The organism is Streptosporangium sp. CA-135522, from assembly GCF_050949235.1.
GTDB lineage: Bacteria > Actinomycetota > Actinomycetes > Streptosporangiales > Streptosporangiaceae > Streptosporangium.
This window is the reverse complement of the sequence record NZ_CP192026.1, coordinates 1,609,317-1,622,293: the sequence shown is the minus strand read 5'-3', so window position 1 is coordinate 1,622,293 and position 12,977 is coordinate 1,609,317. Positions and strand designations below refer to the sequence as shown.

The 12,977-nt window shown below is 71.2% G+C and carries 7 protein-coding genes; 3 read left to right on the top strand and 4 right to left on the bottom strand.

Features of this window, described 5'->3' with window-relative positions; all coding sequences use genetic code 11:
• The first annotated feature begins 5 nt into the window (after positions 1–5).
• The gene (locus tag ACQPYK_RS07890; RefSeq protein ID WP_433252478.1) at positions 6–1,061 is read left to right on the top strand and encodes a hypothetical protein; all 1,056 of its coding nucleotides are present in this window, start codon (positions 6–8) and stop codon (positions 1,059–1,061) included.
• A 71-nt stretch (positions 1,062–1,132) separates the two neighbouring features.
• Here the strand turns inward: ACQPYK_RS07890 and ACQPYK_RS07885 are convergent, their stop codons facing one another.
• On the bottom strand, positions 1,133–6,010 hold the full coding sequence (locus ACQPYK_RS07885; protein ID WP_433252475.1) for an NAD-glutamate dehydrogenase: 4,878 nt from the start codon (positions 6,008–6,010) through the stop codon (positions 1,133–1,135).
• Positions 6,011–6,854: 844 nt separating this feature from the next.
• On the opposite strand from ACQPYK_RS07885, the gene ACQPYK_RS07880 reads away from it, so the two are divergent.
• The gene (locus ACQPYK_RS07880) at positions 6,855–8,273 is read left to right on the top strand and encodes an FAD-binding oxidoreductase (RefSeq protein ID WP_433252472.1); all 1,419 of its coding nucleotides are present in this window, start codon (positions 6,855–6,857) and stop codon (positions 8,271–8,273) included.
• Positions 8,274–8,432: 159 nt separating this feature from the next.
• The gene (locus tag ACQPYK_RS07875) at positions 8,433–9,080 is read left to right on the top strand and encodes a GNAT family N-acetyltransferase (protein ID WP_433252469.1); all 648 of its coding nucleotides are present in this window, start codon (positions 8,433–8,435) and stop codon (positions 9,078–9,080) included.
• Positions 9,081–9,100: 20 nt separating this feature from the next.
• Here ACQPYK_RS07875 and ACQPYK_RS07870 read toward each other — a convergent pair whose 3' ends face one another.
• The 3 genes from ACQPYK_RS07870 to ACQPYK_RS07860 all read right to left on the bottom strand — a co-directional run bounded on the left by ACQPYK_RS07870 (position 9,101) and on the right by ACQPYK_RS07860 (position 12,923).
• Positions 9,101–11,056, bottom strand: coding sequence for an acetoacetate--CoA ligase (locus ACQPYK_RS07870; RefSeq protein ID WP_433252466.1), 1,956 nt, complete (start codon positions 11,054–11,056; stop codon positions 9,101–9,103).
• 98 nt (positions 11,057–11,154) lie between these two features.
• Entirely contained in the window at positions 11,155–12,006 is an 852-nt protein-coding gene (locus tag ACQPYK_RS07865) for a serine hydrolase (RefSeq protein ID WP_433252463.1), read from the bottom strand.
• Positions 12,003–12,923, bottom strand: coding sequence for a LysR family transcriptional regulator (locus ACQPYK_RS07860; protein WP_433252460.1), 921 nt, complete (start codon positions 12,921–12,923; stop codon positions 12,003–12,005). The genes ACQPYK_RS07865 and ACQPYK_RS07860 overlap by 4 nt, the downstream gene beginning before the upstream one ends.
• Positions 12,924–12,977 lie beyond the last annotated feature (54 nt).

Here is a 12,977-nt window from a genome sequence, read left to right as displayed (position 1 = left end):
TTAGCATGGGCCCGCGAGGGGACCATCGGGAGGCGGACGTGCGGGGACGTGGGCGACGAGATCTGCTCGCGCTCGCCCTGACCCTGCTCGCCGCGACCACGGCCTGTTCGGGTTCCGGCGGCGCCCCCGCGACGCGGACCCCTTCGGCCACCGGCTCCAGCGCCACCCCCGCCGCCCTTGCCGCACCCGAGGTCACGCTCGTCGAGGCGGGCCGGGCTCTGGCGGGCGTCCTGGGCGCCGACCGGGTGCTGAGCCTGGCCTCGCCGCGCCAGGACGCCGACGACAGGAACCGGGCCAGGCAGTTCCGCGACGGGCAGAAGGCCCTCAACGACGCGGCGGGCGCGCCCGCCCGCTACACCTGGGGCAGGCCGCAACTGCTGGTCCCCCGCGAGCAGCGCGGTCCCTTCTGGTTCGCCGCGATCGTGGACCGCGAGGACGAGACGGGCGACGTGCGGCCCGCCGTGCTGACCCTGATCGAGGAGGGCGGACGGTGGTCCATCAGCTCCGTCTCGCTGCTGGAGCCGGGGATGCGGGCACCGGAGATCGCCAAGGACGCGCAGGGTTACGCCGTCGCGCTGGACTACGAGGACCCGACCGTCGCGATCAGCCCGCGGCTCATGGCGCCGCTGCACGCGACCTCGGCGGAGGAGGGCACGGCGGGATTCACCGCCGGGCTGATCGAGAAGGGTCCGCACACCACCGGCTACGCCGACGAGATCGCGACCAAGCGGCTGTTCTACAAGGAGAAGCAGTGCACGGGATACGACTCGATCTTCGCCGCGAGCGGATTCCCGGTGCAGGCGCTGCGCACCGCCGACGGCGGGGCCATGGTCATGTATTCGCTGACCAGGACCACCACCGTGACCAGCAAGGTCGAGCCCTGCGGGGAGATCAGGGTGCCGCCTGAGGCCAGGGGGCTGACCAAGGAGACCAGCGTCACCAAGGAGTTGCGCACCGTGGAGGTCCAGCAGTACGTGAGCGTGGTCCCGGCCAGGAACAGCCGCAAATCCGCCAGGATCATCGGCTACCTGGGCGGTCTCACCAAGGTCTTCGTCTCCTGAGGGACCCGCCGGGAGCCCGGAGGAGACCACCGGGCCCCGCGAGCGGGGCCCGGGGTCGCCGGAGCGGGCGCTCAGGCCTCGCTGTGCGGCAGGTTGGTGGCCGCCACCAGCGTGCGGATCGCACGCAGCGCCACCGACAGCGTGGCGAGATCGAAGTTGTCGCTCTCCCAGATCTCCGACAGGGTCTGCCGGGCGCGGGCCGTCGCCGCCGAGTTGGCCTCGGTCCAGCGCGCCAGGCGCTCCTCGGGCGACAGTCCTGGCTCGCTGTGCACCAGGACGTCACGGGTGAGCGTGGCGTGCGCGGCGTACAGGTCGTCACGCAGGGCGGCCCGCGCCATGGAGTTCCACCGGTTGTCCCGTGGCAGCGCGATGACGCGCTCGCGCAGCCCGGACAGCTGGAGCCGGTCGGCCAGGTCGAAGTAGACCTCGGCCACCTCGTTCACCGGCCTGCCGGTGTGGGCGGCCGCCTCCACCAGGTCGAACGTGGAGTAGGCGGGGACCATCGCGGCGACCCGCTCGGCCAGCTCCGCGGGCACGCCGCGGGCGACGAACCCGTCCCGCCGCTCCTCGAACGCCGCCAGGTCGGACCCGGTCAGCAGCTTGGGCAGGTGCGCCAGCAGGCCGTTCATGCCCTTGGCGAAGAAGCTCACCGTGGAGGCCAGGTCCAGCGGCGCGCGGCGGTTGCCGAGCAGCCAGCGGGTGCCGCGCTCGGCCAGCTTGCGGGCCTCCAGCTCCATGGCGATCTGGGTCGCGGTGTCCACCTTGTTGTCCAGCTCCTCGATCTGCCGCCAGAAACTGGACAGGTCGAAGACCTCACGCGTGACGAGGTAGGCGCGGGCGATGTCCGGGGTGGACGCGCCGCTCTCCTCGCCGAGGCGGAACATGAAGGTGGTCCCGCTGGAGTTGACCAGGTCGTTCACCACGCCGGTGGTGATGATCTCCCGGCGGAGCGGGTGGGTGTCCATGTAGTCGCGGAAGCGCTCGCGCAGCGCCGTCGGGAAGTAGGACACCAGCCAGGACGCCAGGTAGGGGTCGTCGGGCAGGTCGGAGCCGAGGATCTCGGCGTCCACCACCAGCTTGGTGTAGGCCAGCAGCACCGAGAACTCCGGCGCGGTCAGCCCGAGCCCGGCCTGGCGCCGCTCGGCGAGCGTCTTGTCCGACGGCAGGAACTCCAGCTGCCGGTTGACCAGTCCGGCCCGCTCCAGCTTGCGCAGCTGGCGCGAGTGGATGTGCAACATCTCGGTGGCCTGCGCGCGGGCGGCGGCCAGCACCACGTTCTGGTCGTAGTTGTCCCGCAGGACCAGCTCGGCGACCTCGTCGGTCATGTCGAGGAAGAGCTGGTTGCGCTGCTTGTCGGTGAGTTCTCCGTCGCGGACCGCCCGGTCCAGCAGGACCTTGATGTTCACCTCGTGGTCGGAGGTGTCCACGCCCGCGGAGTTGTCGATGAAGTCGGTGTTGACGAGCCCGCCGTTGAGCGCGAACTCGATCCGGGCGAGCTGGGTGAAGCCCAGGTTGCCGCCCTCGCCGATCACCTTGCAGCGCAGCTCGGAGGCGTTGACCCGCAGGCCGTCGTTGGCCTTGTCCCCGACGTCGGCGTTCGACTCGCCGGACGCCTTGGCGTAGGTGCCGATGCCGCCGTTCCACAGCAGGTCCACCGGGGCCCGCAGGATGGCGCTGATCAGGTCGTTGGGGGCCAGCGAGACCACCCCGTCGGCGATGCCGAGCGCGGCGCGCATCTGCGGGGACACCGGGATCGACTTGGCCGTGCGCGGCCAGACACCGCCGCCCTGCGCGATGAGCGAGGCGTCGTAGTCGGCCCACGAGCTGCGCGGCAGCGCGAACAGCCGGGCCCGCTCGGCGTAGCTGCGCGCGGCGTCCGGGTCCGGGTCGACGAAGACGTGCCGGTGGTCGAAGGCGGCGATCAGCCTGATGTGCTGGGAGAGCAGCATGCCGTTGCCGAACACGTCACCGGACATGTCGCCGACGCCGACCACGGTGAAGTCGGTGGTCTGGATGTCCACCCCGGTCGTGCGGAAGTGGTACTTGACCGACTCCCAGGCGCCGCGGGCGGTGATGCCCATGGCCTTGTGGTCGTAGCCGATCGAGCCGCCGGAGGCGAAGGCGTCGCCCAGCCAGAAGCCGTACTGCTTGGCCACGCCGTTGGCGATGTCGGAGAAGGTCGCGGTGCCCTTGTCTGCGGCGACCACCAGGTAGGTGTCGTCCCCGTCGTGCCTGACCACGTCGGCGGGCGGGACCACCTGGCCGTCGACGAGGTTGTCGGTGAGGTCCAGCAGGCCGGAGATGAACATCCGGTAGCAGGCGATTCCCTCGGCCAGCACATCCTCTCGGGCACCCGACTTAGGCGGATTTTTCACGACGAAGCCACCCTTGGAGCCGGTGGGGACGATGACGGTGTTCTTCACCATCTGCGCCTTCACCAGCCCGAGCACCTCGGTGCGGAAGTCCTCCATCCGGTCCGACCAGCGCAGGCCGCCCCGCGCCACCTTGCCGAAGCGCAGGTGCACACCCTCGACCCGCGGCGAGTAGACGAAGATCTCGAATTTCGGCCGGGGCAGCGGCAGCACGCTGATCGACGGCGAGTCGAGTTTCAGGCTGACGTACGGCTTGCGCTCGCCGTCCTCCTTCTGGAAGAAGTTCGTCCGCAGCGTGGCGTTGATCATCTCCAGGTAGGCCCGCAGGATCCGGTCCTCGTCCAGGGACGCCACATCGTCCAGCGCGCCGAGGATCTCCTCGTGCAGCGCGTCCTGCAGCTCCGAGCGGACCTCCTCCGAGCGCCGGGGGTCGAGCCTGGCCTCGAACAGCCGCACCAGCAGCCGGGCGAGCCGTACGTTGCCCAGCAGCACCTGCTCGATGTAGTTCTGGCTGAACGTGGTCCCGGCCTGGCGCAGATACTTGGCGTAGACCCGCAGGATCTCGGCCTGCTCCCACGTCAGCCCGGCGGCCAGGACGAGCCCGTTGAACCCGTCGCTCTCCACCCGGCCCCGCCACAGCGCGCCGAACGCGTCCTGGAACAGCCGCTTGAACTCGTCCCTGTCCACCTCCCCGGAGGGGATGTAGCGCAGGCCGAAGTCGTAGATCCAGGCGTCCCTGGCCTCCGGGGCGCCGGCGCGGTCGATCTCGTAGGGCCGCTCGTCGACCACCTCGACGCCCATCCGCTGAAGCAGCGGCAGCACGTGCGACAGGGAGATGGACCCACCGATCCGGTAGAGCTTGAAGCGGCGTTCACCCTCGGCGGCGTCGTACGGCTCGTAGAGGTTCATCCCGATCTCGTCGGAGGAGCCGGCGAGCGCCTCCAGGCGGCGCAGGTCGGCGACGGCCATCCGGGCCGGGAAGTCGGCCTTGTAGCCCTCGGGGAAGGCCGAGGCGTACCGGCGGATGAGCGCGGGGGCCTCCTCCTCCGAGCTCAGCTCGGCGATGGCGGCGCTCAGGTCGTCGTCCCAGGAGCGGGTGGCGGCGGCCAGCTTGGCCTCCAGCTCCTCCACGTCGACCGCGTCGGGGTCCAGCGGCCTGCCCCGCTCGCCGCGCACGACCACGTGCAGCCGGGCGAGGGCCGACTCGCCGATCATCGCGCTGTAGTCGAAGGAAGCGCCGCCCACGGCCTTGAGCAGGATCTCCTGCATCTTGACACGGATCTTGGTGGTGTAGCGGTCGCGGGGCAGGTAGATCAGGCAGGAGATGTAGCGGCCGTAGTCGTCCGGGCGCAGGAAGACCTTGACCTGCTTGCGCTCGCGCAGCCTGAGCACGCCGAGCGCGATCGGCAGGAGCTGCTCCACCGAGGTCTGGAAGAGCTCGTCCCGGGGGAAGGTCTCCAGGATCTCGATGAGGTCCTTGCCGTCGTGGCTGTCGGCGGCCAGCCCCGCCAGGTCGAGCACCTCGGCCAGCTTGCGCCGGAGCACCGGGATGCGGGAGATCGACTCGCTGTAGGCCACGTGGGTGAGCAGGCCGAGGAAGCGCCGCTCGCCGACGACCTCGCCGGAGGCGTCGAAGAGCTTCACCCCCACGTAGTCCAGGTAGGCCGGACGGTGCACGGTGGCGCGCGTGTTGGCCTTGGTGATGATCAGCATCTGCTGCTTCTCACGGGCCTTGGCGCGCAGTTCCGGGGAGAGCGCGGCGAAGCTGTCGGAGCCCGCCTTGTCGTGGCGCAGGATGCCCAGTCCCGTCCCGGGCACCGGGCGCAGCGTGTCGCCCTCCTCGCTCGCCTCCAGGCGGTATTCGCGGTAGCCGAGGAAGGTGAAGTGCCCGTCGGCCAGCCAGCGCATCAGCTCCAGGCTGTCCTCGACCCCCGCCAGGTCCAGCGGCGGCGGGTTGACCGACACGTCCTCGGCGGTCTGTACGGCCAGGGCCCGCATCTTGACGAAGTCCTCGACGGCGTAGCGCACGTCGGACAGGACCCGCTGCAGGTCGGCCTCCAGGTCCTTGAGCGCGGCCTGGTCGGCCTGCCGGTCGATCTCGAAGTGCATCCAGGACTCGACGAGCGTCTGCCCCGTCATGTCGGCCTGATCCCGGCCGAGCAGCTTGCCGGTCATGTCCCGGCGCACCCGCATCTGGGGGTGCACGACGAGCTGGGTGCCGATCTGGTGCCGGTCGAGCTCCATCGTCACCGAGTCGACCAGGAAGGGCATGTCGTCGGTGACCACCTCGACGACCGAACACCCGGGGTCCCAGCCGTGCTCCTCCAGGCTCGGCGTGTAGGCCCGCACCAGGGCACGACCCTGGGGGCGCTTCTCCGCGAGCTGCCGCTGCGCCATGGCCGGGCCGTACACGTCGACCGGGTTGCGGCTGAGCAGGTCCTCTGGCGCGACATGCCGGTAGTAGAGCCGGAGATAGGCGAGCGCCTCCTCAACACCCACGTGGTCGCTGCCCGGTGTGTGCACGCACATCTCGGCGGCACTCCTGAGCAGCTCGTCCTTCGCCTCGTCGAGCGGCATGTCGCTCTCACTCCTTTGTGAGGGGTTTTTGCATATTTGATGGGGATACACGGCTAAGTCCGTAGGTTCCCCGGCGGAGGGAAGTGATGCGGGCCCGCGCCCCGCCGTACCCGGCGTTCCCGCCGGGTCACCGCGTACGGCCGCGCGCCGATCCGCCGCCCGGGCGTCCACGCGCGACGCGCCCGCGGCGGGGCGGGGGTCTCGACATGGATGAGCGGGCCCTCGGCCAGTCGCCGCGGATCGTCATGGGAGCCGCGGTGTCTCGCCACCGTCAGCGGGGAACCGGAGGTCTCCTGATCGGAAACGGCGGATCCGCGCTGGGATAGGGCGGTGAGCCAAGCATCCCACACGGTGGCCTCGAAGGGGTGACGCCACCGCGCCCCCCGTCCGCCGAAACTCCGCCCACCGGGCACGGCCCGCGGCACAACACCTCCAGCGGTCAGTTGCTTCGATCCCCGTTGACCGAAACACACCGCCGCTCCTGATATCACCCGAAAAGCTGGAAAACGTCAATGTGACGGCCGGTCACTCCGAGAGGACCGGAACCGGGTTTCACGTCCCGCCGGGCGGCCGGGGCGTCTGCCGGGCGGCCGGGCGGCGATCGGCGCCCTCCGGCCAATCGTAGGGCTCCGCGACGGGCGCGTCCGATGACTTCGCATGATCTTCGGCACGGCTGCGCCCGCCGGACGGAGCCGCGAGGACCCACGGCCCGTTCCCCGAAGTGATGCGAATGTGACCAACCATGCGGGCCGGACGGCCGTCTCAACGGGCAGGCGACGAAAACCCTCGGGAGACGATCATGCGGCCCGCTCCGGACAGGCGGACATTTCTTAGGATCGGCGGCATGGCCGCCCTGACACTGGGCGCCGGGCCGCCCGCCTCGGCCGCCCCTTCCCGCTCGGATTGGAACGCTCTGGCCGGCGGCCTGGAGGGCAGGCTCATCAGGCCGGGCGACGCCTCCTACGACACGGCCCGCCGCCTGTTCAACCCCGCCTTCGACGCGGTGCGGCCCGCGGGCGTGGCCTACTGCGCCAATCCCTCCGACGTGGCCGAGTGCGTCGGCTTCGCCCGGCGGACGAACGTGCCCCTGACCGTGCGGTCGGGCGGCCACTCCTACGCGGGATGGTCCACCGGGACAGGGCTGGTCATCGATGTCTCTCCGATGAACAAGGTCGGTTACGCCGCCGGCCGGGCGACCGTCGGGGCGGGCGCCAAGCTCGTCGACGTCTACGACAAGCTGGGCACGAGCGGGGTCAGCATCCCGGCGGGCAGCTGCCCCACGGTCGGGGTGAGCGGACTGACGCTGGGCGGCGGGATCGGCGTGGTGTCCAGAAAGTACGGTCTGACCTGCGACGCCATGGAGTCCGTCCAGATCGTCACGGCCGACGGCCGGCTGCTGACCTGCGACGCCGACCACAACCCCGACCTGTACTGGGCCTCGCGCGGCGGGGGCGGCGGCAATCTCGGCGTGGCGGTCTCCTTCGGCTTCCGCACCCACCCCACGCGCGAGGTCACGGTGTTCTTCCTGCACTGGCCGTGGGCGAAGGCCGCCAAGGCGCTCCAGGCGTGGCAGGCGTGGGCGTCCACCGCCCCGGACGCCATGTGGTCCACGATGCATCTGAGCCGGGACGGCGGGACGGACGTGCAGATCGGCGGCCTCTACGTGGGCGACAGGGCGGGCTGCGAGCGGCTGCTGGACCGGCTGGCCGGCCGGATCGGCGCGGTCTCCTCCAGCTACGTCCGGCAGACGTCCTACCGCCAGGCCATGATGATCATGGCGGGCTGCTCCACGCTGTCGGTCTCCCAATGCCACCAGGGCGGCTCCCTGCCCGGCCAGACCCGCGACGGCAGGTTGTCCCGGGACACCTTCGCGGCCAAGTCGCACATGGCCTACCGCCCGCTGTCCGAGGCCGGTGCCAGGGCGCTGGTCGCCGAGGTCGCCCGGCCCGGCAACCACACCGTGCTCCTGGACGCCCTCGGCGGCGCCGTCGGGCGGGTCCGCCCGGAGGCCACCGCCTTCCCGCACCGGGCCGCCCTCTACAGCGTGCAGTACTACGCTCACCGCGCCGGGGCGGCGGCCTGGGCCAGAGCGGCGCACACCAGGATGCGCGCCCACTTCGGCGACCACGCCTACGTGAACTACATCGACGCCGAGCTGAGCGGCTGGCGCGCGGCCTACTACGGGGCCAACGCCGACCGGCTGGCCAGGGTCAAGGCCGCCCACGACCCCGGTCGTCTCTTCCGCCTGCCGCAGGGCCTGTGAGCGCGCACCGGGCTCACTCTCCGGACGGCGCTTCGCCGCCGAGCCCGGTGACGCGGCGACGTAGGGCGGGGTGACGACGTAGGGCGGGGTGACGCGCGGCGGGGTGTCCCACCGGTAATTGACTGGACCGCCGCGCGACCCGGTCGGCAGGATCGGGGCATGCGTAACTGGCCCCTTTTCCGGCTTCGGGTGACCACCCCGCGTCTGGAGCTCCGGCTCCCGTCCCTCGACGACCTGGACGAGCTCGCCGACCGCGGCGCCGAGGGCGTTCACGATCCGGACTTCATGCCGTTCACCACTCCCTGGACCGACGCCGATCCCGCCGAACGGGCGCGCGGCGTCGTCCGGTTCCATTTCGGCACGTGGGCCGGCTGGTCACCGGAGAAGTGGAGCTGCCTGTTCGTCGTCGTCTTCGAAGGCCAGGTCATCGGTATGCAGGAGCTGTCGGGCACCGATTTCGCGGTGACCCGCGAGGTCGCCAGCGGATCCTGGCTCGGGCGGCGTTTCCAGGGGAGAGGCCTCGGCACCGAGATGCGCGCCGCCGTGCTCCACCTCGCCTTCGACGGCCTCGGCGCCCGTCACGCCTGCTCGGGGGCGTTCTTCGACAACCGCGCCTCCCTCGCGGTCTCGCGCAAGCTCGGCTACCGGGACGACGGCGTCCAGATCCACAGCCGCAGGGGCGAGGCCACCGAGCTTCGGCGTCTGCGCCTGTCCCGTGACGACTGGAGCACCCCGGCGGGGTTCGAGATCCACGACCTCGAACCATGCCTGCCGCTATTCGGCGCCGCCGGGGCCTCGGCGCGCTGAGGCCCCGGCGGCGACCGGCGTCACTCCGTCACCGGGATGAAGTGGGGCAGGACCTCGGGATTGGCCATGGCGTCGAGGTTGGCGGCCTTCTCCGGCGGGACCCCGAGGAGGATCTTCCGGACGGGGACCTCCAGCTTCTTGCCGCTGAGGGTGCGCGGGATCCCGGGGACCTCGATGATCTCGTTGGGCACGTGCCGGGGAGACAGCGCGTCCCGCAGAGCACCGCGCAGCTTCATGACCAGCTCGTCGGAGAGCGCGGCCCCCTCGGCCACGGTGACGTAGAGCAGCAGGCGCCCCTCCTGCCCGAGCTGGCCGGTGTCGATCACCAGGCTGTCGGCGATCTCGTCGAAGCGCTCCACCACCCGGTAGAACTCGCTGGTGCCCATCCGGACACCGCCCCGGTTGAGGGTGGAGTCGGAGCGGCCGTAGATGACGCAGCCGCCGTCGGGAAGGATCTTGATCCAGTCGCCGTGCCGCCAGACCCCCGGGTAGTCGGCGAAGTAACTCTCCCGGTATCGCGTCCCGTCGGGGTCGTTCCAGAACATGACCGGCATCGACGGCATCGGCACGGTCAGCACCAGCTCTCCGACCTCTCCGACCACCGGTGCGCCCGACGGGTCGAAGGACTCGACCCCGGCCCCCAGGCATCGGCACGGGATGACGCCCGCGCGGACCGGCAGCAGCGGGACCGCGCCGACGAAGCCGGTGCAGACGTCGGTGCCGCCGGAGAACGAGCCGAGCTGGACCTCCGGCAGCGCGTCGTGCACCCACGCGAACCCCTCCGGCGGCAGCGGTGAGCCGGTGGAGCCGAGGCCGCGCAGCGCCGTGAGCCCGCCGGGCCGCAGGCCCGCCTTCATGGAGGCGATCAGGTACGGCGCGCCGGTGCCGAAGTAGGTGACCCCCTCCTCGGCCGCCAGCCGCCACAGCGCGTCGGTCCCCGGATGGGTGGCCGAGCCGTCGTAGAGGACCACCGTCGCGCCGACCAGCAGACCGCCGATGAGGTAGTTCCACATCATCCAGCCGGTCGTGGTGTACCAGAAGAAGACGTCGTCCTCGCCCAGGTCCTGGTGGAAGGAGAGCGCCTTGAGGTGCTCCAGCACCACGCCACCGTGGCCGTGCACGATCGGCTTGGGCAGTCCGGTGGTGCCGGAGGAGTAGACGATCCAGAGCGGGTGGCCGAACGGCACCGGCTCGAAGTCCAGCGGCCCGGTGCAATCCCGCAGGTCCGCCCAGCTCAGGACGGGGGCGCCGGACTCGGCGGGGGCCTGTCCGGCCTCCGGCGCGCCGTGACCGCGCGAGGTGGGGATGCGCACCTGCGCGACCAGGGTCGGCAGCTTGGCGGCGATGTCCCGGACGACCTCGGCCCGGTCGAACCGCCTGCCGTTGTAGTCGTAGCCGTCCACCGCGATGAGCACCTTCGGCTCGATCTGGGTGAAGCGGTCGATCACGCTGGGCGCGCCGAAGTCAGGGGAACAGGAGGACCAGACGGCGCCCAGGGAGGCGGTGGCGAGGAAGGCGACCAGCGTCTCGGGCACGTTCGGCGCGTACGCCGCGACGCGGTCCCCCCGGCCGACGCCCAGCCCCGCCAGGCCGGCGCGGACCCGCCCGACCTCCTCGGCCAGCTCGCCCAGGGTGATCACCCGCCGCCCGCCCGCCTCGTCGCGGAAGACCACCGCGGGCCGGTCGGGATCGTCTGCGGCCCGGCGCAGCGCGTTGGCCGCGTAGTTCAGCGTCGATCCGGTGAACCATTCGACGCCGGGCATCGTCCCACTTATGACGGGCCCGTCACCACGCTCCCCCACGACACCGAAGTAATCCCAGACCGACGTCCAGAAGTCGGCCGGGGCGTCCACCGACCACCGCCACAGGGACTCGTAGTCACCGGGCCGGCCGAGCCACTCCATGTAGCGGGTGATCTTGGCATCCCACACGACCTCCGGGGTGGGTTCCCAGAGCAGCGCACCTTCCTCAACCATGTCCCCATCCTCTCGGCGACCCGCCGGAATGTCATCCCTCCGGGACACATACCCACCGGGCTCATGGTGTGGATCAGCCACGTGGTCCGTGATGCGGGTCAGCCGCGTAGCCGCTCCACGGCGGCCCGCGCCGCGGTGCCGATCACCGCGTCGGCGCGGGGCTGGTTCTGCGCCGTGCCGTACGAGCGGGTGAAGACCGCGACCGCGTAACGCCCGCCGTCGGGATACTCCACCACGCCGACCTCGTTGCGAACCGTGGGCAGCGTGCCCGTCTTGCCGCTGACCGCGACGTCGTCGTAGGGGAATCCGGCGGCGAGCCGGTGCGGCCAGACCTGCAGGCCGAGCAGCCTGCGCATCGAGGCGCACGACTCCGCCGAGGCCGCCTCGTCGCACCAGATCATGCCGAGCAGCCGCGTCATGTCACGGGGGGTGCTCCGGCTGGTGAGCGCCGGGTCGAGCGCCCGCAGCCGGGAGATCAGGGCCGGGTCGGTGGGCACCTCCGGTTGCCCGGCGTCCTCGACGATGCTGGCGAACAGGCCGCGGCAGTCGTGCTCGATCCACGTCCCGTTCAGGCCCGCGGCGGCGAGCATGGCGTTGACCGCCGGCAGGCCGACCCGGCGGACCAGGGCGTCGGCGGCGGTGTTGTCACTCACCGCGATCATCAGATAGGCCAGGTCACGCAGGGACATCGTCACGTCGTCGGCCATCGCCGACACTCCGGTGGGCCCAGGAGTGTGGTGGTCCGCCATGACCGTGATCCGCTCGGTCACGTCCAGCCGCCCCGCGTCCGCCTGCCGGAAGAGCTCCACCAGCAGCGCCACCTTGAAGACCGAGGCCAGGACCACGGGCTCGTCGGCGCTGTGAGCGACCTCGGCTCCGGTGTCGAGGTCGACGGCGTGCAGGAATCCGGTCACCCCGGCCGCGCGGAACAGGCCGTCGAGGTCGCTCATGCGAGGAATCCAGAGGCGGGCCGGGCGCGCACCCGCCGCACCGGTGCCACGCCGTCGTCCGTCATCCCGGCCTTCTCCTTCAGCACTCGTACGGCCACCGCCCCGAAGGCTACGGCAGCGTCCTCGGCCTCTCCTCGCCAGGCGGTGGACAGCCGCCAGGCCAGAGGACTTCCCAGCAGCGGTCTCCAGCGCAGTCCGGGCAGCTCCACGCGAGGGCCGAAGGCGACGGCCGTACCGGCGAGGACCAACCCGAGCGTCTGCGCCTCGTGCACCTCCTGCGGGACGAACCCGTGCCGGCCGCACTCGGCGAGCGTCTCCTCGTGCAGGCCGGGCTCCCGGGGGAAGAGCACCAGCTGCCGCCCCGCCAGGTCGGCCAGATGTACCGACGACAGCGCCGCGAGCGGGTCGGCCACGGCCAGCACCACGCCGGGGCGCTGGACGAGCACGGGGCCGAAGCTCAGCCCGGGGGCGGTCACCGGATGGCGGAGCAGGCCCACGTCCAAGGTGCCGTCCGTGAGCGCGGTGGCCTGGTCGGCGCTCCACATCTCGGCGGGCGCCAGCCGTGCCTCGGACTCGCCCTCCCGGAACCCGGCGATCAGCGCGGCGATCACCGAGGACCCCAGGTCGGGTGTGACCCCCACCCGCAGCACCGCGCCCTCCTGCCGTCCGGCCAGGTCCCGCAGCCGATCCACCCGCGTGACGATCTCGTAGGCCTCGGCCAGCAGCAGCCGTCCCGCCTCGGTCAGCCGGACCTGGCGGCTGGAGCGGTCGAACAACCGGACGCCGAGCTCCTCCTCCAGCCGCCGGATGCGCTGGCTGAGCGGCGGCTGGGCCATGCCGAGCCGGACCGCCGCGTTGCCGAAATGCAGTTCTTCGGCGACGACCGTGAAGTAGCGCAGATGTCGCACGAGGTCCACGAACAGGGATTATATCTATTTTCATATTGAATTCAGGTACATACCAATATTGGA

Bases quoted from the DNA above. Each gene is read 5' to 3' on its own strand.
- ACQPYK_RS07880 (WP_433252472.1), top strand. From the start codon at position 6,855: ATGGCCGCCCTGACACTGGGCGCCGGGCCGCCCGCCTCGGCCGCCCCT.
- ACQPYK_RS07885 (WP_433252475.1), bottom strand. From the start codon at position 6,010: ATGCCGCTCGACGAGGCGAAGGACGAGCTGCTCAGGAGTGCCGCCGAG.
- ACQPYK_RS07865 (WP_433252463.1), bottom strand. From the start codon at position 12,006: ATGAGCGACCTCGACGGCCTGTTCCGCGCGGCCGGGGTGACCGGATTC.
- ACQPYK_RS07890 (WP_433252478.1), top strand. From the start codon at position 6: ATGGGCCCGCGAGGGGACCATCGGGAGGCGGACGTGCGGGGACGTGGG.
- ACQPYK_RS07870 (WP_433252466.1), bottom strand. From the start codon at position 11,056: ATGGTTGAGGAAGGTGCGCTGCTCTGGGAACCCACCCCGGAGGTCGTG.
- ACQPYK_RS07875 (WP_433252469.1), top strand. From the start codon at position 8,433: ATGCGTAACTGGCCCCTTTTCCGGCTTCGGGTGACCACCCCGCGTCTG.